Source organism: Stenotrophomonas sp. YJH_SMC_8 (assembly GCF_059371315.1).
In genome coordinates, this window is the sequence record NZ_JCAFUL010000010.1 from 151,900 (window position 1) to 174,060 (window position 22,161).

General features: G+C 66.2%; 14 protein-coding genes. 13 read left to right on the forward strand and 1 reads right to left on the reverse strand.

Annotated elements, in window-relative coordinates:
• Positions 1-29 precede the first annotated feature (29 nt).
• From AC5P88_RS14300 to AC5P88_RS14360, 13 genes are all read left to right on the forward strand, one after another.
• Positions 30-2,192, forward strand: coding sequence for a RelA/SpoT family protein (locus AC5P88_RS14300; RefSeq protein WP_106551287.1), 2,163 nt, complete (start codon positions 30-32; stop codon positions 2,190-2,192).
• 177 nt (positions 2,193-2,369) lie between these two features.
• The gene (locus tag AC5P88_RS14305; RefSeq protein WP_005410875.1) at positions 2,370-2,756 is read left to right on the forward strand and encodes a RidA family protein; all 387 of its coding nucleotides are present in this window, start codon (positions 2,370-2,372) and stop codon (positions 2,754-2,756) included.
• Between the two features lie 7 nt (positions 2,757-2,763).
• Positions 2,764-4,875, forward strand: a complete 2,112-nt coding sequence (gene recG / locus AC5P88_RS14310; protein ID WP_495225349.1) for an ATP-dependent DNA helicase RecG — start codon at positions 2,764-2,766, stop codon at positions 4,873-4,875.
• 479 nt (positions 4,876-5,354) lie between these two features.
• Positions 5,355-6,293 carry a nucleoside hydrolase gene (locus tag AC5P88_RS14315; protein WP_106550242.1) on the forward strand — a complete coding sequence of 313 codons (939 nt, stop codon included), beginning with the start codon at positions 5,355-5,357 and terminating at the stop codon, positions 6,291-6,293.
• Positions 6,294-6,381: 88 nt separating this feature from the next.
• The gene (locus AC5P88_RS14320) at positions 6,382-6,624 is read left to right on the forward strand and encodes a type B 50S ribosomal protein L31 (RefSeq protein ID WP_010484049.1); all 243 of its coding nucleotides are present in this window, start codon (positions 6,382-6,384) and stop codon (positions 6,622-6,624) included.
• Positions 6,625-6,920: 296 nt separating this feature from the next.
• A complete protein-coding gene (locus tag AC5P88_RS14325) occupies positions 6,921-8,198 on the forward strand; it encodes a citrate synthase (protein WP_049404024.1) in 1,278 nt (425 codons plus the stop codon).
• 288 nt (positions 8,199-8,486) lie between these two features.
• The gene (locus tag AC5P88_RS14330; protein ID WP_495225350.1) at positions 8,487-9,575 is read left to right on the forward strand and encodes a hypothetical protein; all 1,089 of its coding nucleotides are present in this window, start codon (positions 8,487-8,489) and stop codon (positions 9,573-9,575) included.
• Between the two features lie 519 nt (positions 9,576-10,094).
• A complete protein-coding gene (locus tag AC5P88_RS14335; RefSeq protein WP_106550239.1) occupies positions 10,095-10,604 on the forward strand; it encodes a CS1 type fimbrial major subunit in 510 nt (169 codons plus the stop codon).
• 49 nt (positions 10,605-10,653) lie between these two features.
• A complete protein-coding gene (locus AC5P88_RS14340) occupies positions 10,654-13,383 on the forward strand; it encodes a TcfC E-set like domain-containing protein (RefSeq protein ID WP_495225351.1) in 2,730 nt (909 codons plus the stop codon).
• Positions 13,380-14,519, forward strand: a complete 1,140-nt coding sequence (locus AC5P88_RS14345) for a CblD like pilus biogenesis initiator family protein (RefSeq protein WP_495225352.1) — start codon at positions 13,380-13,382, stop codon at positions 14,517-14,519. Before AC5P88_RS14340 ends, AC5P88_RS14345 begins: the two co-directional genes overlap by 4 nt.
• Before the next feature lie 15 nt (positions 14,520-14,534).
• A complete protein-coding gene (locus AC5P88_RS14350; protein ID WP_106550236.1) occupies positions 14,535-15,236 on the forward strand; it encodes a fimbria/pilus periplasmic chaperone in 702 nt (233 codons plus the stop codon).
• 68 nt (positions 15,237-15,304) lie between these two features.
• Entirely contained in the window at positions 15,305-20,410 is a 5,106-nt protein-coding gene (locus AC5P88_RS14355) for an ESPR-type extended signal peptide-containing protein (protein ID WP_495225353.1), read from the forward strand.
• A gap of 69 nt (positions 20,411-20,479) precedes the next feature.
• Positions 20,480-21,229: a hypothetical protein gene (locus tag AC5P88_RS14360; RefSeq protein ID WP_495225376.1), complete on the forward strand. Its 750-nt coding sequence runs from the start codon at positions 20,480-20,482 to the stop codon at positions 21,227-21,229.
• Between the two features lie 213 nt (positions 21,230-21,442).
• Here the strand turns inward: AC5P88_RS14360 and AC5P88_RS14365 are convergent, their stop codons facing one another.
• Positions 21,443-22,087, reverse strand: a complete 645-nt coding sequence (locus AC5P88_RS14365; RefSeq protein WP_495225354.1) for a hypothetical protein — start codon at positions 22,085-22,087, stop codon at positions 21,443-21,445.
• Between the last annotated feature and the right edge of the window lie 74 nt (positions 22,088-22,161).

The following is a 22,161-nucleotide window of genomic DNA, read 5'->3' on the forward strand; positions in this document are numbered from 1 at the left end:
TAAACGTCGCGCTGGAATAGGCTTCGGGCATGAACCCAGGCCCCACTGCCAAGGTCGCCGCAGCCCCCGCTGCCGCCGTACCCGACTACGTCCTCCAGCTTGAACGCGCCGCCCATTACCTGCCGCCGGAACAGCTGCCCCTGCTGCGCCGTGCCTGGGAAGTCGGCGCCGCCGCGCACGCTGGGCAGACGCGCAAGTCGGGCGAGCCCTATATCACCCATCCGGTGGCCGTGGCGCAGGTGCTGGCCGAGCTGGGCCTGGACGTGGAAGCGCTGATCGCCGCGATCCTGCACGACACCATCGAAGACACCCCGCTGACCCGTGAGGCACTGGCTGCCGAGTTCGGCGAAGCCGTGGCCGAGCTGGTCGACGGCGTGACCAAGCTGGACAAGCTGAAGTTCCGCGACCGCCAGGAAGCGGCCGCCGAAAGCTTCCGCAAGATGCTGCTGGCGATGTCGCGCGACCTGCGCGTGATCATGATCAAGCTGGCCGACCGCCTGCACAACATGCGCACGCTGGGTGCACAGAGCCGCGAAGCGCGTGGCCGCATCGCCCGCGAGACGCTGGAGATCTACGCGCCCATCGCCCAGCGCCTGGGCATGAGCCTGGTCAAGAGCGAGCTGCAGAACCTGGGCTTCAAGGCGCTGTATCCGTGGCGCCACGCCATCATCGAAAAGCACATCCGCAGCCAGCCGGTGGTGCGCCGCGAGGCGATGGCGCAGGTGGAAGTGCAGCTGTCGCAGCGCCTGGCCAAGGAGGGTATCGAGCATCGGCTGATCAGCCGCATCAAGACCCCGTGGAGCATCTACAACAAGATGCGCGACGAGAACAAATCCTTCGACCAGGTGATGGACGTGTTCGGGTTCCGCCTGGTCGTGCGCAGCGTGCCCAGCTGCTACCACGCGCTGGGTTCGGTGCACGCCACCTTCAAGCCGCTGGATGGCCGTTTCCGCGACTTCATCGCCATTCCCAAGGCCAACGGTTACCAGTCGCTGCACACCGTACTGTTCGGGCCGTACGGCTCGCCGATCGAAGTGCAGATCCGTACCGAGGAAATGGACCTGATCGCCGAACGCGGCGTGGCCGCGCACTGGACCTACAAGTTCGGCGGCGACTCGCCCAACAGCGCGCAGAGCCGCGCGCACGCCTGGATCGTCGAGCTGATCGATTCGCAGCGCGCCGCCGGTTCTTCGCTGGAGTTCCTCGACAACGTCAAGGTCGACCTGTTCCCGGACGAGGTCTACCTGTTCACCCCGAAGGGCAAGATCCTGGCCCTGCCGCGCAACTCCACCGCGCTCGATTTCGCCTACGCCGTGCATACCGACGTCGGCAACATGGCCGTGGCCTCGCGCGTGGACAAGAAACTGGTGCCGCTGCGCACCAAGCTGGTGTCGGGCCAGTCGGTGGAGATCATCACCGCACGCTCGGCCACGCCGAAACCGCAGTGGCTGGAATTCGTGGTCACCAGCAAGGCACGCACCGCCATCCGCCACCAGCTCAAGCAGCTGGAACACGAGGACGCCGTGCAGCTGGGTCACCGCATGCTGGACCGCGCGCTGGAAGCGATGGATTCCTCGCTGGAGCGGCTGCCGAAGGGACGCCTGGATGCGTTCCTCACCGAACACCGCTTCCCGCGCCTGGAAGCCCTGCTGGCCGAGGTCGCGCTGGGCAACTGGATGCCGACCCAGGCCGCGCAGGCACTGATGGCCTACGCCGAACTGCGTGGCGGTCCGCATTCGCGCCACCATTCGCAGGAAAAGATCCTGATCAACGGCAGCGAGCGTGGCGTGGTCACCTTCGCCGGCTGCTGCCAGCCGATTCCCGGCGACGAGATCATGGGCTACCACACCGCCGGCAAGGGCATCGTGGTGCACCGCATGGACTGCCCGAACCTGGCCGAGCTGCGCAAGTCGCCCGAGCGCTGGGTGCCGATCGGCTGGGACACCACTGTGTCCGGCGACTACGACACCTCGCTGGTGGTGGAAGTGGAGAACGGCACCGGCGTGCTGGCGCAGCTGGCCGCCGCCATCGCCCAGAGCCACTCCAACATCGAGCGCGTGGACTACCTGGACCGCGACTTCAACGCCGCCGTGCTGGCGTTCAACATCCAGGTACGCGACCGCAACCACCTGGCCGAAGTGATGCGCCGCCTGCGGCGCCTGTCGGTCGTGCAGTCGGTACGCCGCCAGTAACGCGAACCCGGTAGTGCCGGCCGCTGGCCGGCAACTTCGCGGTGCTTCCGACGTTCATGAGGTTGCCGGCCAGCGGCCGGCACTACCGAAGCGGCGCGGTAGATCCACGCCATGCGTGGATGCGCCCCCACCCGGTACAATCACCGCTCTGTTTTCCCCCAAGCACCGGAGCGACCCATGTCCCGCCAGATCATCAACACCGAAAAGGCTCCCGCCGCCATCGGCCCGTACTCGCAGGCCGTGCGCGCCGGCAACACCGTGTACTTCTCCGGCCAGATCCCGCTCGACCCGGCTACCGGCGACATCGTCGGCGCCGGTGACGTCGAGGCACAGGCCCGCCGCGCCTTCGACAACCTCAAGGCCGTGGCCGAAGCCGCCGGCGGCTCGCTGGACAAGGTCGTGCGCCTGGGCCTGTACCTGACCGACCTGGGCGAGTTCGCCAAGGTCAACGCGGTCATGCAGGACTACTTCCAGGCCCCGTACCCGGCCCGTTCCACCATCGAAGTCTCCGGCCTGCCGAAGGGCGCCAACTTCGAGGTCGACGCGGTGATGGTCATCGACTGACCGCCACGTGGCACGCAAGGCGGCGGTCACCCCGGTCCTGTCACCGTCCGGCGAAGCATCCCTGGCGATGCTCGCTGGCGTCGGTCCGGCCGTGGCCGCCAAACTGCAGGCGCGTGGCCTGGCCACCCTGCAGGATCTCTGGCTTCACCTGCCGCTGCGCTATGAAGACCGCACCCGGCTGACCCGCATCGAAGACCTGCGCAACGGCGTGCCGGCGCAGGTGGAAGGGCGGGTGGTCGCGGTCGAGCGCGGCATGCGCTACCGGCCGATGCTGAAGGTGGCGGTGGAAGACGAAGGGCAGGGCACCCTGGTGCTGCGCTTCTTCCACTTCCGCCAGCAGCAGGTCGGCCAGTTCGCGGTCGGCAACCGGCTGCGCTGCTTCGGCACGCCCAAGCCCGGCCACCTGGGCCTGGAGATCGTCCACCCCAGCTACCAGGTGCTGGGCCGCAACGACGATCCCGAACTCGGCGACCGCCTCGACCCGGTGTATCCCACCGTCGAAGGCGTCGGCCCGATGACCATGCGCAAGCTGATCGGGCAGGCGCTGGACCGCCTGCCCGAGGAAAGCACGCTGGAACTGCTGCCCAATGGTTGGCTCGATGGCCTCGGCCTGCCGTCGCTGCGCAGCGCGCTGCTGACCGTGCACCGGCCGCCGCCGGATGCCGATCTGGCCGCGCTGGCGGCCGGCACTCATCCAGCCCAGCGCCGCCTGGCGATGGAAGAACTGCTGGCCCACCACCTCAGCCTGCGTCGCCAGCGCATCGCGTTGCAGGCGCACCATGCGCCGCCGCTGGCAGGTCCGGGCAAGCTGGCCAAGGCGCTGCTCAAGCAGTTGCCGTTCGCACTGACCGGCGCACAGGCGCGCGTGTTCAAGCAGATCCGCGAGGACCTTGCACGGCCCAGCCCGATGCTGCGGCTGGTGCAGGGCGATGTCGGCTCAGGCAAGACCGTGGTCGCCGCGCTGGCGGCGATGCTGGCGGTGGAGCAGGGCAAGCAGGTCGCATTGGCCGCCCCCACCGAACTGCTGGCCGAGCAGCACCTCAACAACCTGCGTGGCTGGCTGGAACCGCTCGGTGTGCGCATCGCGTGGCTGGCCGGCAAGGTCACCGGCAAGGCGCGCGCCAAGGTGATGGAACAGGTCGCCAATGGCGAAGCGCAGGTGGTGGTCGGCACCCACGCGCTGATGCAGGAAGCGGTGGTGTTCCAGGACCTGGCCCTGGCCATCGTTGACGAGCAGCACCGCTTCGGCGTGCACCAGCGGTTGGCGCTGCGCGACAAGGGGGCGGGCGGCAACAGCGTGCCGCACCAGCTGGTGATGACCGCCACGCCGATTCCGCGCACGCTGGCGATGTCCGAGTACGCAGACCTGGACGTGTCGGCCATCGACGAACTGCCGCCGGGCCGCACGCCGGTGCAGACCGTCGCACTGAACAATGACCGTCGCCCGGAGCTGATCGAGCGCATTGCGCTGGCCTGCCAGGAAGGGCGGCAGGTGTACTGGGTGTGCACGCTCATCGAGGAAAGCGAAGAGCTGGATGCCACCCCCGCGCAGGCAACCTACGAATCGCTGCAGGCGCTGCTGCCCGGCGTACGCGTCGGGCTGGTGCATGGCCGCCTGAAAGCCGCCGAGAAGCTGGCGACGATGGTGGCGTTCAAGGCGGGCGACATCGATCTGCTGGTGGCCACCACCGTGATCGAAGTGGGCGTGGACGTACCGAACGCCTCGTTGATGGTGATCGAGAACGCCGAGCGCCTGGGCCTGGCCCAGCTGCACCAGCTGCGTGGCCGTGTTGGCCGCGGTTCGGCGGTATCGCGCTGCATGCTGCTGTACCAGGCGCCGCTTTCGCAGATGGCGCGCGAACGCCTGCAGACCATGCGCGAAACCAACGATGGCTTCGTCATCGCCGAAAAAGATCTGGAGCTGCGCGGTCCCGGCGAACTGCTGGGTACGCGGCAGACCGGCCTGGCCGGCTTCCGCATCGCGGATCTGGCCCGCGACGCCGGCCTGCTGCCCGGCGTGCACGGCCTGGCCGAGCGCCTGCTGGACCAGCAACCCGCGCTGGCCGACCGCGTGGTACAGCGCTGGATCGGCACCGCCGTGCGTTACGCCTCGGCGTAAGACACGGGGTCAGATCCCTTTGCGCAGCAAAGGGATCTGACCCCATTTCCGGCACGCTCATCCACGCATGGCGTGGATCTACTGTAGAGCCGAGCCCATGCTCGGCTGCCGTTCGCGCTGCGCGCGGGAGTCGAGCATGGCTCGACTCTACAGACAGCCTTTTCGATCATCTCGCGGATATGTCGACCAAGGTCGACACCTACCAACAGCGGTAGCGATCTGTCGAAGGCGGGGTGGGTCCGGTTGCGGGGGTGTGAGCGGCATGGATGCCGCGACCAAGCCCCCATGGACGGGTTCACGGCGTCCCCCGCAACCGGACCCACCCCGCCAATCTCAGTAGTCCAGCTTCTGCGGTTGCTCTGGCGTTTGCTGTTGATTCGGCGGGTGAAGGGCGCAGCCCTGCCGAACCCCCAACACCCCGTACTTGCAACGGTCATCATCCCGGTCCACACTTCGTTGCCGATCTGAAGACGGCAACGATGACCCACAAGATCCCGCTGTTGATCGACACCGACCCCGGTGTGGACGACGCCCTGGCCCTGCTGATGGCCTTCGCCGATGAACGGCACGACGTGGTCGCCCTGACCATCGCCGCCGGCAATGTCGGCCTCGAATACACCGTGCGCAACGCCCTCAAGCTCTGCGACATCGTTGGTCGCACCGACGTGCCGGTGTTTGCCGGCAGCCCGGATCCGCTGCTGCATCCCTCCGTCGACGCGGCCCACGTGCACGGCCGTGACGGCTATGGCGACGTGGACCTGCCGCCGCCCAGCCGCCAGGCCGAAGCCGAGCACGCCGCGCTGGCCATCCTGCGCCTGTCGCACGAGCACGCCGGCGAACTGATGCTGGTGATGCTCGGCCCGCTGACCAACCTGGCGCTGGCGCTGAAACTGGACCCGACCCTGCCACAGCGCATCAAGCGCATCGTGGTGATGGGCGGCGCGGTCACCTGCCACGGCAACATCACCCCGGCGGCCGAATTCAACATCGCCTTCGACCCGGAAGCGGCGCACGTGGTGTTCACCTCGTTCAAGCACCTGCTGGTGTCGGACTGGGAAGCCACCGTCGCCCACGGTCTGCCGCTGGAAGATGCCGAGACGTGGCTGCAGGCCGACTCCGATCGCGCCCGCTTCTACGAGCTGATCTCGCGCAAGACCCGCGCGCTGTCGGAAGACGCCAAGGGTGGTCGCTGGTACACCGCCGATGCGGTGGCCATGGCATGGGCGCTGAACCCGGAAGGGCAGCTGCAGGTCGAATCGCGTCCGCTGAACGTGGAACTGAACGGCACGTTCAGCCGCGGTGCCACCATCGTCGACTGGAACCGCCAGACCGGCCAGCCGGACAACTGCGATCTGCTGATGGCCTACGACCAGCAGCGTTTCGAGGCCCTGGTGCGCCAGGCCCTTGGCGCGGACTGAAGTCAATTGCCCGGCACCGGTTGCCCCGGGCGGCAACCGGTGCTTATAATGCCGCTCTTGACCACCAGCCCATTTACGGTGTGAGCCCATGAAGGCCGATATCCATCCGAACTACCGCGACGTCGTCTTCCATGACGTCACCTCCGATTTCAAGATCCTGACCCGCTCGACCATGGCGACGAAGGAAACCATCAAGTGGGAAGACGGCAACGACTACCCGCTGGTGAAGGTTGAAATTTCCTCGGCTTCGCACCCGTTCTACACGGGCAAGCACAAGGTCATCGACACCTCGGGCCGTATCGACAAGTTCCAGAAGCGCTACGCGCGCTGATCTGTCGATCCAGCTTCGAACCGACGGCCGCGCTCTGCGCGGCCGTTTGTTTTTCCCCAACGCCTGCCCAACGGGCGTTTGGATGGACGGAACACTGCGTTCGTGTGACAGCGCTTTTGCCGATCCGGGCCGCTCAACGGCCGGCGTCTGGCCGCCTGTCGTATACGACTTCCGTCTAGCACCCGACAAATGCTGCTGTGCGATAATGACCTGATCCCCGGCACAGGCCGAGGACGTCATTCACGTGCCTGACCAATGCGCTTGGGCAGGCGCCTTCCCATGAAGGAGCGCACACAGTGTCCGATCTTGATCAGGTCACGCTCAACGCCGGCGATAAGTCGGTCGTTCTGCCCGTCATCAAACCCACCCTTGGCAACGACTGCGTCGACATCGCGAAGCTGACCAAGGAAACGGGGTATTTCACCTACGATTCCGGCTTCACCGCGACGGCCAGCTGCAAGTCCGCCATCACCTACATCGACGGCGACAAGGGCGTGCTGCTGTATCGCGGCTACCCGATCGAACAGCTGTCGGAAAAGTCGAGCTACGTCGAAGTGGCCTACCTGCTGATCAACGGCGAGCGCCCGAGCGCCGAGCAGCTGAAGGCCTTCACCGATGAGCTGGCTGCCGAAGCCAACGTCGACGATTCGATCAACACCCTGATCGGCAGCTTCGCCAAGGATGCCCATCCGATGGCGATCCTCGCAGCCGCCATCGCGCAGCTGTCGGCCATCTACCACGACTCGCTGGACCTGTCCGACGCCGAACAGCGCCGCCAGGCCGCCGTGCGCCTGATCGCCAAGGTGCCGACCCTGTCGGCGCTGATCTACCGCCACGGCAAGGGCCTGCCGGCCAACAAGCCGGACACCTCGCTGGACTACGTCAGCCGCTTCCTGAAGCAGACCTTCGAGTCGGCTGACGGCCAGTACGATCTGAACCCGGACGTGGTGAAGGCGCTGGACCTGCTGTTCATCCTGCACGCCGACCACGAGCAGAACGCCTCGACCTCGACCGTGCGCCTGGTCGGCTCGACCGGTGCCAACCCGTACGCGTCGGTCGCCGCTGGCGTCACCGCGCTGTGGGGTCCGGCCCACGGCGGTGCCAACGAAGCCGTGCTGAAGATGCTGGAAGAGATCGGCACCGCCGACAACGTCGAGTCCGCCGTGGTCAAGGCCAAGGACAAGACCTCCGGCTTCCGCCTGATGGGCTTCGGCCACCGCGTCTACAAGAACTTCGACCCGCGCGCCAAGGTCATCGGCGAGATGACCAGCAAGGTGCTCAAGCAGCTGGGCGTGCAGGATCCGCTGCTGGACGTGGCCGTGAAGCTGGAACAGGCCGCGCTGCAGGACGAGTACTTCGTCGCCCGCAAGCTGTACCCGAACGTCGATTTCTACAGCGGCATCATCTACAAGGCGCTGCAGATCCCGACCGAGATGTTCACCGTCATGTTCGCCCTGGGCCGTACCTCCGGCTGGGTCTCGCATTGGCTGGAACAGCAGGTCGACCCGGAAATGAAGATCGGCCGCCCGCGCCAGGTCTACACCGGCAGCGACGTGCGCGACTACCAGGGCTGATCGCCTGCCGTAGTTCGTGATGAAACGCCTCGCATCCGCGGGGCGTCTTTTTTTGCTTGTGGTGGGTGCCAACCTTGGTTGGCACGCTCTGCGGCGTTCGCGAAAAATCATCCACGCATGGCGTGGATCTACCACCGCATCCGCCTTCGGTAGGTGCCAACCTTGGTTGGCACGCGCTTCACCGCGCCAAGACCGTGTGATTCAAGGGTCTCGCCAGCTTCACAAGCGCTCGCGCAGCCTCAGGACGCCAGCTGCATCCGCAGCATCTGAAATGGAGCGTCCATCCCGATGAGTACCCGATTCGACCCAGCCGAGCGCGGACCGCTCGGCCCTGACGTCGCCGCCGTCGTCACCGCCCCGATCATCGCCCCTCCCAGCGAAAGCGCCGTTTCCTGGGGCGCGATCTTCGCTGGCGCCACCGCTGCCGCTGCACTCTCCCTCATCCTGCTGATCCTCGGTGTTGGCCTCGGCCTGTCGTCGGTGTCGCCATGGTCGTTCGAAGGCGTCAGCAAAGAGACCTTCGGTTGGTCCAGCATCATCTGGCTCACCTTCACCGCATTGGCCGCGTCCGGCCTGGGTGGCTATCTGGCGGGCCGCCTGCGTATCAAGTGGACGCAGATCCATGGCGATGAAACCTATTTCCGCGATACCGCGCATGGCTTCGTGTCGTGGGCCGTCGCCACGCTGCTGACCGCGGGCTTGCTCACATCGGCAATCGGTGGCGTGCTGGGCGCCGGCGCAAAGGTGGCCGGTGCCGCCGCGGGCGTTGCCGCATCCACGGCCGGCGTTGCTGCCGCGGGCGCGGGCAGCACTGCCGCGGCGGCCCCGGAAGGCGACCTCAACTACTGGGTGGATTCACTGTTCCGCAACGCTACCGATGCGGGTCCGGCAGCTGCAGGCGCGCCGCCGGCCCCGGGCGCGCCTGATGCAGCGTCCGGCGTGGCGGCGACAGATCCGGCCCCACCGCCACCGGCTGCAAGCGTCGGGCCGCGCGATGTGCGCGTAGGCCTGCCGCCGCGCCCGATGCCGGGTAATGGCCCGATGGGTGACCGCCGCGAAGTGCGTGCCGAAGTGAACCGCATCATCGTCAACAGCCTGCAGGGCGATGGCCTGGATCCGGCCGACACCCAGTACCTGGCGCAGCTGATCGCGCGCGAAACCGGCATGAGCCCGGCCGAAGCGCAGGCGCGCGTGACCGATGTGCAGACGCGCATGCGTGCGGCGCTGGAGAAGGCCAGGAACACCGCCAAGCAGGCCGCCGACGATGCCCGAAAGGCGACCGCCTATGCCGCGTTGTGGCTGTTCATCACCCTGCTGATCGGTGCGTTCTTCGCCAGCCTCAGCGCCACCTGGGGCGGCCACCGCCGCGATCTGTAACCCGCCTTCCACGCAAGGAGACCTGCAATGAAAATGATTCTGCTCTGGTTGTTGGGTGTACCGATTCCGCTGCTGATCCTGTACGCGATCTTCTTCTGATCGTGCGCCAACGCGATGTCTCATCAGGCCGCCGAAGGGCGGTCTGATGCCATCCAGCAGATCCACGCCATGCGTGGATGACCCGCTGTAGAGTCGAGCCGTACTCGACTCATGCGCGCAGCGTGTGTGCTTCGCGCAGTGTCGGAAGAGCAGTCGACTAACAGTCGACTCTACAAACCCAAGGCAATGAGGTTTATTGCATTCAAGCAGTGAGGGAGTTTGCATAACCCTCAAACATTGAGCGCCTTCAAGAATCCTCCTTAACCTCCAACGTTTTAGGAATGCTTGAATGGCCTGCATGGCAATGGATTCCTAACATTCTCTCCGTCGCCCGCAACCACCTCTGCGGGCGGCGCCTCCCTCCCTTTCTCCTTAGGGGAGGGGGGCTTTCATGTTCCCCCTGTCCGAGAGAGACAACCCATGCACGCCATTCTCAAGAAGGCCGCGCTCGCTGCAGCGCTGGCCACCGCTTCGCTGTCCGCGCACGCCGTGGATACCAGGATCACCGTCTATGCCGACGTCGATCCCACCCTGGCCCTGCTGCGTGATGACGGCAGCGCGCTGCCCGACACCCTGAGCCTGACCCACGACCCGCTGCGCGGCCTGTTGCCGGCGACCCAGCGCGTGCGCATCCACTCCAACGATGAAGACGCGGACATCGAAGTGCGTGTGGGCCGCGCCTTCGAGCTGACCGATGGCACCGGCGCCAACCGTGTGCCGATGACGGTCAGCCTCAACAACCGCCCGCTGAGCACTACGGTTGAGGAGTTCAAGGCCGCCGATCTTTTCACCGGCGCAGGCTCGATGCCTGGCGAGTCGATCCCGATGCCGCTGACCGTGGCGCAGACCACACCGGCACCGCTGACCGCCAAGGGCCGTTACGAAGGCCTGCTGCACATCATCATGAACCAGAAGGCGACCACGCCGTAATCCCCGGGCCGGCCCGCCATTGCGGGCCGGCCGCATCCGGCTGCCTCCCATGAAAACACCCGCACCCGCCGTGACCCGGCTGGCGGTCGCGCTCGCCTTGTCGTTGGCCTCACCGTGGGCCGTGGCACGCGGCGTCCCCGCCGGTTTCGAGGACCTGGTCGAAGGCCAGACCGAACAACTCGACATCCAGCTGTTCGGTCGCTCGGCCGGGCTGTCGCCGGTGCGCGTGACGCTGGAGCACGTGCAGCTGGAAGATCCTGCGCGCGTGCTGCAGGCGCTGGAGCTGTCGGCCGAGGCGCAGGCCGCACTGCTGCCTGCGTTGCAGCAGCCGCTTGCACGCAACAGCCATCTGGCCTGCCGGTTTGGCGGCGCCAGTGCCGGCTGCGGCTACCTGGACCCGCCGGACGACCCGCAGGCGGTGCGCGCACTGTATGACGAAGGCGAAGGTGCGGTGCGCCTGTATGTGGCACGACAGTGGATCATCGGTGAGCCGGCCGCCGAGCGCCTGCACCGTGTCACCGCCAATGCCGAGAATGCGTTCCTGCACGAGCAGACGCTCAGCGCCAGTGGTGGCCGCGACTACCAGGCGCTGTCCGCGCGCGGCGCGGCGGCACTGGGACTGTTCCAGCGAGGCCACGCGGTCGCGGACTGGACCTTCAACCACCAGCGCTACCGCCAGCACGGTGGCGACAGCGAGTTCCAGTTCGACAACGTCTATTACCGCCACGACCTGGGGCGCGAGCATTACCTGCAGGCCGGGCGCATGGACCGTCGCAACCTGTCCAGCCCGCAGGGCGGCACGTTCGGCTTCAGCATGCTGCCGCTGGACCGCCTGCACGGCCTGCGCATGGGAACCACCCAGGCCTATGTGGATGCCGACGCAGCCGTGCGTGCCACCCCGCTGACCGTGCTGCTGGCGCGCGATGCGCGCGTGGACGTGTTCGATGGCGAGCGCCTGTTGCAGACCTACTACCTGCAGGCCGGCATCAACCAGATCGACACCCGCAACTTTCCGTTCGGCAGCTACAGCGTGCGCATGCGCATCTACGAAGACGGTGTGCTGGTGCGCACCGAAGAAGCGCCGTTCGACAAGGGCGGTGACTGGACCGACAGCCGCTGGCAATGGTTCGTGCAGGGCGGCCGCCGCAACGAGCGCCGCAGCAACCGCTTCGATGGCGAATCGGTGGCAATGGCTGGCATGCGCCTGCCGCTGGGCCGCGACGTGTCGGTAACCGCAGGTCTGGCCGATCTCGGTGGCGCCAGCTACGGCGAACTGCGCGTGGACCTGCGCCGCCTGTACGTCACCCAGGAACTGCGCGCCAGCATCAGCGGACTGCGCGGCAGCGATGGCAGCAGCGGCCAGCAGCACCAGCTCTCCTACCGCCGCAGGGCATCGTGGAATCTGTACCAGCAGCGCATGCGCGGCAAGGCCTGCCAGTTCGAGGCCGATGCACGCGATCAGCTGGGCTGCGCCAATTCGCTGAGCGCATCGATGGCGCTGCCGTTTGCCGGCGGCAGCGCCTACCTGGCCTACACCCGACGCCAGACCTGGCGCAGCGGCTGGCCGTTGACGGGGGCCGACGAGGATCCGATGGCCGGACTGGACCCGTTGTTGCCGCCGCCGCCGTGGCAGCCTCGCCGGGAACCGCAGCTCAGCCGCACCTGGCAGGCCAGCTTCAGCCGTAGCCACCGCTGGCAGGATTTCAGCGTGTCCAGCCGCGTCGGCGTGTGGCAGCAGACGACGCGCGACAGCCTGCGTGGCACCGACGGTCGCGACCGTGGCATCTACCTCAATCTCAGCCTGACCCGTCTGCTGCGCACCGACAGCGGCAGTGGCCAGCGGCGTTACGCGGTGGACGTGCGCCAGCCGCAGCATCAGCGACCCACCGTCAACTACAGCGCGGGCCATAGCTTCCGGCAGGAAGTGGACGCCCAGTACCGCGAGATCACCGGCGAGCTGCGTGGCGACAACAACACGCGCTACAGCGCCACGCTGTCCGGCCAGGTGCAGAACCGCATCGGCCACACCGGCGCCACCGTTTCCGGCTATCAGCACCGCGGCCGCAGCGAAATGGCCTACAGCGGCACGCACAGCTCGGGGTTCGCGCTGGGCGCGCGAGGCCTGTACTGGAGCGGGAGCAATGGCGCCGATGCCGGCCTGGCGGTGCAGGTGGATGACACCGACGACCTGGACCTGCGTGGCGTCGCCGCAGAACTGCAGGTGGGTGGCCTGCGCCGGCAGCGGCTGCAGCTGGGTGAGCGGCGGTTGCTGCCGTTGTCGGCCTACCAGTCGCATCGTGCCGAAGTGCAGGACGCCAGCACGCTGGACAGCATCGCCTCCATCCGTGTCAGTGGTGCCGGTGGCGCACGGCCGCTGTTCCTGGCGCCGGGCCGGCTGGTGCGCCTGCCGGTACCGATCGAGGTGACCTATACCTTCATCGGCAACGCGCAGGACATTGCCGGGGCACCGCTGGGCGGCGCCCGCATCCTCAATGCACCGGTGCCCGGCACCGCTGCCAACGGCGGCTTCGTCGCCGACTTCCCGCGTCGCGAGCAGACGCTGTACCTGCTGCAGGACACCCGCCTGCTGCAGTGCCCGCTGCAGGTGCGCGAGCGCCGCAGCGTGGTGCTGCTGGTGGGTGCCGTGCAGTGCGAGCCGATGGCGGTGGCGCAGCTGCCCGCCGACATCCGCCAGCAGGCCCGGGTGACCCGCCTGCTGCAGGAACGCGCCCTGATTGCCGCTACGCCCCAGACCGCTGCTGCAGGAGGAACGCCATGAACCGGCGTGTGATGTGGGTTGTGGTGCAGCTGTGCGCCCTGGCGCTGGCCGTGCCGAAAGCATGGGCGCAGCGCCCGCCGGATACCGATCCGCCTACCGGCGTGATCACCCAGGACATCGTGATGAGCTGGGACCGCTCTGCGGTGCCGGGGGAGATCGTCCTGCTTCCAGAAAAGACGTTGCTGGGATTCAACACCGATCAGAGCAAGGGCTATGGGCGCCTTCATATGACCTGCCGGTCTGAATCGGATTCGGCGATGGGACGCTGCCCGACGGTTGGTAGCGAAATTACCGGCGTAACGGTTACTGAGATACCGCTCAGCTTCGCAGAGCGTCGAAGCGGGATGCGTACCGATGTTCGGATTGTCGGGGCGTTGAAGCGCGCCTTCGATGATCGGCGCTGCTACCTGGATTTCTGGGACGAGAGAAACTACGCGATCTCGACGACCTTCAGCGAACTCTGTGTTACCAGCATCGCTTCTGGCACAGGCGTGTCGCTGTCTATCAGCGCGTCTGAGCTCTCAAAACTGGTGGCGGGGCGCTGGAAAGCACAACTGATTCTGGATGTACGGCAGGGTGCGGGAAGCACTGCGCTAGGTTCGTACGTATTCAATCTCGATTTCACCATTACCGACTACGACGCGATCTCGATCTACTTCCCCGAGTTCGACAGCATCGCGCCGCTGGTCAACATGAACCTGCGTTACGACCCGATCCGCCAGGTCGTCGGGGGCCGCAAGGAACTACAGATGTGTCTGTACGACGGTCTGGGCTCGCAGAGCGAGTTCCTTGGCGTCACCGTGCGCGACAGCGGGCCGCGGCCACCCATCGGCAGCGACTTCGCGGTCTGGCATTCCGACGGTGGCAGCGACGACAGCCAACGCCTGGATTACCAGGTCGGCCTGAACTACGGCGGCAATCGTCTGGCCATGAAGCACGGCGTGGAGCAGCTGCTGCACGGCATCGACAGTGCGCAGCTGCGGCTGGTGCTGCTTCCCGGCATGAGCCAGCCGGTCTATTGCGTGCCCACGCCACTCACGCTGGAAACACCGCCCACGCCCATCGCCAGCAAGCGTCCTGGCCGCTACGACGGCGAGCTGACCGTCGAGCTGCGCGTGCCCACGGCCAAACCCTGATTCCTGGAGACTGCCATGAAGAAACTGCTGTTCTGTCTGCTGCCGCTGGGCGCGCTGCTGGTGCCGCCGGCGCATGCCAACCTGACCATCCACCCGATGCGTGCGGCGGTGGATGCCAAACGCGGTGCGCAGATCCGCGTCTACTCGCAGTCCACGCAGCCGCAGTACGTGCAGACCCGCGTGCAGCGCATCGTCAACCCGGCCGCACAGGGCGAGGAGGAGCGCGAGGTTGATGTCGGCGAGGCCGCAATCGCGATCACGCCGGGCAAGTTCGCCCTGTCGGGCGGAGGCAATCGCCTGATCCGGGTGATCCCGTTGCAACCCGTGCAGCAGGAGACCGCCTACCGCGTCTACTTCGAAGGTGTGCGCGGCCCGGATGAGGGCGTGCTGGAAGGCGGTGATGAGGCGTCACGCGCCAACGTCGGTGTCAGCCTGGTGTGGGGGGCGCTGGTCAACGTGGTGCCCGCCGACGGCGTGGTCGATGTTCGCCTGCAGGGCGACACCCTGCACAACGTGGGTACGTTGAGGCTGGGCATCACCAGCGTGGCCGAGTGCACCAGCGCTGGCGCCTGCACCGCGCATGAAGTGTCGCGCAGCCTGTACCCCGCCGCGCAGCTGCAGCTTCCATTCCAGCCGCAGCCGGGCAGCTCGCTGCAGCTGCGCTATCGGCTGACCCGCGACGGCTACCGCGAACACGTCCGCACCCTCGCTCCCTGAACTGATCCGATCCGCCGCCTTCATTGATCGCGGTGGATCTCTTTGCCTGCCCTGTTAAGGAGAAATCCATGAACAAGATCTATCGACGCCTGTGGTCCCACGCCCGCCAGTGCTGGGTGGTTGCCAGCGAACTGACCGCCGCCCGCGGCAAGCGCGCGCAGACGGTGGGCCGCACTGCCACCGCAATTGCCATCCTGGCATTGGCGGCACCCGCATCTGCGCTGGCCAGTGAAATGACCGAGGAGGAGAGGGCGTGGTGGGCCCAGCAGTCGTTTGTCGGCATGCTGGCGACAGTGGGGGGTGGCAACATCGGCACGATGGCGGCTGCCCAGATGGAAGCCGCCTGGACGACCGCGGCCAACTACTCAGCACCCACAATCTATGGGAGGGACGGCCTGGTCCTGGGTTCCGGTGCATACGTGGAGGGCGACAGCTCGCTGGGCCTGGGCGTACGCGCCAATGCGACAGGAGGGTATTCCACTGCCGTAGGTGTCTACGCCCGAAGCCATGGCCTCGGTGCCGTGGCGTTGGGGCACGACAGCGAAGCATTCGGAAAGAACACCATCGCGATGGGCAGTGGTTCGCGCGCCGACGGCACCGGTGCGATGGCCCTGGGGGCGAATACCAGTGCCAAGCATCTGAACTCCATCGCGCTCGGCACCGATTCGCAGACGTCTGCCAGCAACCAGGTCTCGGTAGGCAATAGTCGACTGCAGCGCAAGATTGTCAACGTGGCCCGTGGCGAAGTCGCTTGGGGCAGTACCGAAGCCGTCACCGGCGAGCAGCTGTATGAAACCAATGAACTCGCAGGCAACGCGCGCATGATTGCGCTGACGGCGGAGAGCAAGGCCATCCAGGCCCAGCGGGACGCAGCAGCAGGTGCGGCTGCGGCCTACCTGAGTGCTTCCGGCAGTACCGCAACCACCAGCAACCGCGCCCAGGCCAGTGGTACCGGCGCGACGGCGCTGGGCATCAATGCCAAGGCGATGACCGCCGGCAGTATTGCCGTTGGTGACGGAGCCAGCACTACTACTTACTCCGACCAGATCGCGATCGGCAAGAGTGCTGCAGCATCGGGTGGAAGCAACGCCATGGCGCTCGGCGCCTCCGCACAAGCCAAGCACAGCAGCTCGGTGGCGCTGGGCAGTCACTCGGTGACCACCGGAACCAACCAGGTTTCGGTCGGCAACGACACCACCAAGCGCAGGATCATCAACGTGGGCGATGGCACACTGTCGGCCACCAGCACTGATGCGGTGACCGGCCGGCAGCTGTACGCAACCCATCAGAAGGCTGACAGCGCCGCCAACCTTGCGGCTTCCGGCACGGCTGCAAATGCCACCAACAAAGCGGTGGCCACCGCAGCAGGTGCCACAGCCCTTGGTGTCAACGCCAAGGCCCAGTACAACAATTCGGTGGCCCTGGGCAGCGGTTCGGTGGCGAACGCCAGGGACCAGGTGTCGATCGGCAGCGACACGATCAAGCGCAAGATCGTGAACATGGCCGATGGTGCGCTGTCCGCCACCAGCACCGATGCGGTAACGGGGAAGCAGTTGTATGCAACCAATCAGAAGGTTGAGACAGCCGGATACCTTGCTGCATCTGGCACGAGCATGACCTCCACCAACCGGGCGCAGGCCACGGGGGCTGGCGCAACGGCATTCGGCGTCAATGCCAAGGCCAGGACGGAGGGCAGCATTGCCATCGGCGACAGCGCAAGTACCAGCAGCGTTGCCGAGTCCGTCAACCAGATCGCCATCGGCAAGGGAGCCTCGACCTCCGAGAGCGGTTCGCTGGCATTGGGCGCCAACGCGAAGGCGACCAACTCGAGTTCGGTGGCGCTGGGCCACAATTCAGCCACCAATGCCGGAAACCAGGTTTCGGTTGGCAACGCTACGCTCAAACGCAAGATCGTCAATGTCGCCGACGGTGCAGTGAACGCGAGCAGCACCGACGCGGTGACCGGCAAGCAGCTGCATGCGACCAACACCACGGTGACCAAGGCGCAGGAAGCGGCAACGGCGGCCAGTGCGCTTGCAACCACGGCCAAGACCTCGGCAGACGCCGCGATGACCAAGGCGACCGCCATGGGCAACCTGTTCGCCACCAGCGGCGCCGCCGAGAACGCCACCGCCAGTGGAACCAAGGCCGTGGCGATCGGCAGTGTCACTGCTGCCAGCGGGCTGGGAGCGCTGGTTGTCGGCAGCAACAGCAACGCCACCGGCACCGGCGCCACGGCGGTGGGCCGCTTCGCCAAGGCCATCGCCAATGGCGCAGTCGCCATCGGCTATGAAGCGGCCATCGGCTCGGCGGCTTCCACCAACAGCATTGCCATCGGTACCAAGGCCAAGACCGGTGTGCAGGCCGACCAGATGGCCATCGGCCATGGCGCTGTTGCGTCGGGTGCTACCGGCGCCATGGCACTGGGCGCCAACAGCACGGCCAGTCACGAAGGAGCGGTGGCACTGGGCCGTGGCTCGGTGACCAGTGCTGCCGAACAGGTGTCTGTTGGCAGCAGCACGCTCAAGCGCAGGATCGTCAACGTCGCGGATGGTGCTGTGAATGCGAGCAGTACCGATGCTGTGACCGGCCGCCAGTTGCATGCTACCGATCAGCGGGTGGCGCAGAGCATGAGCACACTGGATGAGCACGCCAGGAAACTGCTTGTCCAAAGCCAGGGCATCAATGAAAACCGGAACGAGGTCGTTGCGCTGCGTAATGCATTTGGCAGCATCGAGTCGGACCTGGATGCCATGGTCAAGTTCAGTGCGGACAAATCCAGTGTGGATCTCAACGGCGCAACCGTACGAGGCGTAGCGGCCGGTGACATCAATTCCGCCACCAGTACCGAAGCCGTGAATGGCGGGCAGCTCTTCGCTACGAATGCCCGGATTGATGGCATTGAGGAGCAGAGTCGCTTCTTTGTTGTTGGTAGTGATGGCTTGAGTGCCGCAGCAGAGGCTGGATTGCTCGGGGTTGCGGTTGGCGATGGTGCGGTAGCTTCTCCAAATCATGAAGGGGCTACGGCGCTCGGCGCATTTGCAACGGCCAGCGGAAAGAACTCGGTGGCCTTGGGGCGTGCCTCGCATGTCGAAGAAGGTGCTGAAGATGGATTTGCCCTGGGTGGGCGCTCGCAGGTTGCCGCATCGGGAGGTGTCGCCCTTGGGGCGGGAGCCTGGGTGCTTGCCGGTGCAAACATGTCCGTTGGTGTGGGCACAGGATCGATTGCGTCTGAGGCGGGGACGGCCTCGTTTGGCAACGATTCGCTGAAGCGTCGCCTGGTCAACGTGGGCCGAGGGACTGCCGACCATAACGCAACAACCGTATCCCAGCTGAAAGACGCGCTGGCAACCCTGGGCGGCGGTGCGGGTATGGACGCCAGCGGCAATGTGATCGCACCGTCCTACACCATCCAGGGCGCAACACGCAGCACCGTCGAGGACGCGCTGATGGCGCTTGATGGTGCGGTGACGACCGCGGGTTCGCGCGTTGATCAGGTAGAAGGTCAGCTGCGCTCGGTGTTCCAGGACGCACCCTCCGCGCTGGCCGGCGGCGTGAGTCAGATCGCCCTGGCTGGCATGAACGGCATGGTGCTGACCAATCTGGCCGACGGACGTATTGCCGCCGGAAGCCGTGACGCGGTGACCGGTAACCAGTTGCATGAGGTTGAAGAGAAAATCTTGAAGAACCGCGGCGACATCGATGCGCTGCAGGAACGGCACGACGTTCAATCGCAGCCGATGGTCAATGCAGGTTCCGCTGTCATCGACTTCGGTGGTGCACGCCTGACGGGTGTGGCTGAAGGTGAATTGTCTGCTGAAAGCACTGATGTAGTACGTGGTAGTCAGCTGAATGCTACGAATCTTCGGGTTGGCGAGATCGAGAGGAATTCCCGTTACATGGCATTTGGTGATTCGATTGAGGGTGTGCAACCGCAGGCCGGGCGCTTGGGAATCGCAATAGGTGATTCGGCTGTCGCCTCACTAAGCTCGGACGGCGCCGTGGCGGTGGGTAGCTATGCTTTTGCAGGTGGGTCGAACTCTGTTGCGTTAGGGCGCGGCGCAGCTGTCCATCAGGACAGTTCCCACGGGTTCGCTTTGGGGGCCTATTCGGGAGTTTTGGAATCGGATGGATTGGCACTTGGTACGTTCTCGCAAGTGGCAAAAGGAGCGCAGAACGGAGTCGCTTTGGGAGCTCACTCGATCAGTGGCGAGTCCAACACGGCGTCCTTTGGCAATGACACGTTGCGTCGTCGTCTAGTCAACGTTGCCAACGGCACCGCATCCCACAACGCCGCCACCGTCGGCCAGCTGCGCGGCGCGCTCTCTGCGCTCGGCGGTGAGGTGGATGCCCAGGGCAACATCGTTGGACCGCGCTTCTCCGTCCAGGGCGGGTCCCAGACAACGGTGAACGACGCACTGACGGCGCTGGACGGTGCGGTCATCAACACCCGCTCACGAGTGGATGGTGTCGAGGGCCAGCTGCGCTCGGTGTTCCAGAACACGCCTTCCACCCGAAGCGATGGCGCGAATCAGCTGATGCTGGCCGGGGCGCAGGGCATGGTGCTCGGCAACGTAGCCAATGGTGCGATTGCCGCCGGCAGCCGCGATGCGGTCAATGGTGGCCAGCTGCACGCGATGCAGCAGCAGCTCAATGGGCGCGTGGATGGACTGGAGCAGCGCCTGGACGGGCAGCCACAGATGCAGGCGCGGGTCGCCAACGCTCCCGCACCGCAGGCGGAGGAACCTGTGGATGCGGCACCGCCGGTGGCATCGGTAAGCGATGCGCCGGCACCGAAGGCGAACCAGGACGAGACCCCCGCACCCAAGCCGCAGGTCGATACGGCTGAACTGGAGAAGATGCTGGCCCGTGCCAACGAGTACACCGATGGCGCCATCAGCAACTTCGAGCGCCGCCTGGACAAGATGGACAAGCGCTTCAACCGCATGGCGGCGATGAGCAGCGCACAGAGCGCAATGGCGATGAACACCGCTGGCCTGGCCACCTACAACCGCCTCGGTGCGGGCGTGGGCTACAGCGATGGCGAGTCGGCCATGGCGGTCGGCTACCAGCGCGTGCTCAACGACAAGGGCTCAGCCACCTTCAGCCTCAATGGCGCGTTCACCAACAGTGGCGAGCGCACGGTGGGCGTGGGTGTGGGCATCGGCTGGTAAGCCATGACGCCCTGGCGTGGTGCGCGTAATCCGCCCCGCCGCGCCGGGGCCCTGGCCGAGGAGATGGCTATGTACCGATGGGTGAGCCGATTCATCAGCTATCGCAGCTTCTACCTGTGGCGGGCGCGGTATTTCTACTACACCCGTCACCTCGATGCCTGGACGCTTTCCAGTCTGCTGTGCCTTTCGGGTGCGGTCATGCTGCTTTGGTATTGCTGGCGCTTCACCACTGTGCCACCGCCCCGCATGCATCCTCAGGCCGCAGCCCTGCGGGTGGAAGGCATCACCAACGAGGCGATCCACCGCATCGTGCTGGTGCGCCATGGTGGCAGTACGCCGGGGCAGGAGTTCACCACGGCGCAGGAAATCCGGGCCAGCACCGTGCGCACGATGCGGGTGCGGCAGGTGCTGGATGGCGAAGTGGCATGGCGCCTGAGAGCGGATCTGCTGGCGGACATCGCGGATTACATCGAGGCCACCAACGGATGTGTGCCTTACCGCTGCGCGCGGGTGCAGGACCGCATCGTGTTGCTGCGCGAGGCGGCGGCGGAGAACACGGGCATCAACCAGGCCTTGCAGCGGATTCTGGATGGCCCGAGCGACCTGGTACCGAGCCTGGAAAGCAGCGACCGGCAGCGGGTGAAGAGCGGCTGGTCGGACTCGTTCAACGACATCTACCACCAGACGTGGTTGTTGAATGATCTGCAGACCATGCACGCACGGATGATGGCGGAATATCCCAGGCGCGCTGCGGCACCGTGGCTGGCCACGTGGATGAGCGGGCCCGAGCCCCCGCGCGGCACCGGAATGCCACTGTAGAGCCGAGCCCGCGCTCGGCTGCTCTTCGGCCAGCTACCGCAATGCCCACGGCAAAGTGCGGACCAACGGTCCGCACCCACCAAAGGCAGGATCCATGCATTCTGTAGAGCCGAGCCCACGCTCGGCTGCTCTTCGCTCAGGCATCCATGAAGCCCGAACCCACCCAAGGCAGGTGACGCTGCGCTCGCCGGCCTTGAGCCGGCGCTACCGTCGTCATCCGCCGATGTACGCGGTGATCTCCGCTTCCGCCAGCACCTGCCGCAACTGCGCGACAGACGCGCGCCGCATCGGCTTCTCATCCACCGGCGACAACGGCGCCTGGCGCAGGGCGTCGTACGGCAGCACGGCCAGGTCGAAGGTCAGTTCCTCGGCAGTGAATACCCACACCGGCACATCCAGGCTGCGCTCGCGGTCCATGCGCAGCCGGCGTACCCGCGATTCTGCGGGGATACCATGCTCGTCCAGGAAGCGATGTACAGCTTCCGGGTCGTCGCTGTGCAGGTGCAGCTGCACGGGACTGTTGGCGTCGGCGGTGCCATCCAGCACTGGGCCAGCCAGACGCGGCGCGAAGCCGTGCAGGAACTCGAGCGCACGCATGGCGGCCTCGCGGCGGCGCTGCAGTTCGCTGCCGTGCTGGGGCCCGGAGAACAGTCGCTGATACTCGCGCAGGGCGTCTTCGATCTCGGTGTTGCGGGGCAGGGAGGCATCGTCGTGGATGCCGAGCCGGCTGGCGGCCTTCAACTTGGCCTGGTGGTAGTCGCGGATGCCGCCTTCGGCCATCAGGCGGGCGGCTTCGTGGGCGAGGCGGTGGCGCCGCTCGCGGGTCTGGCTGGCAGCATGCTGACGGGCGCGATGCATGCGATGACTCCCTGTTGCGACCTGGCTACAGACTAGCGCACGGATGTGACATCTGCGTGGGTATGTGCGGGTGC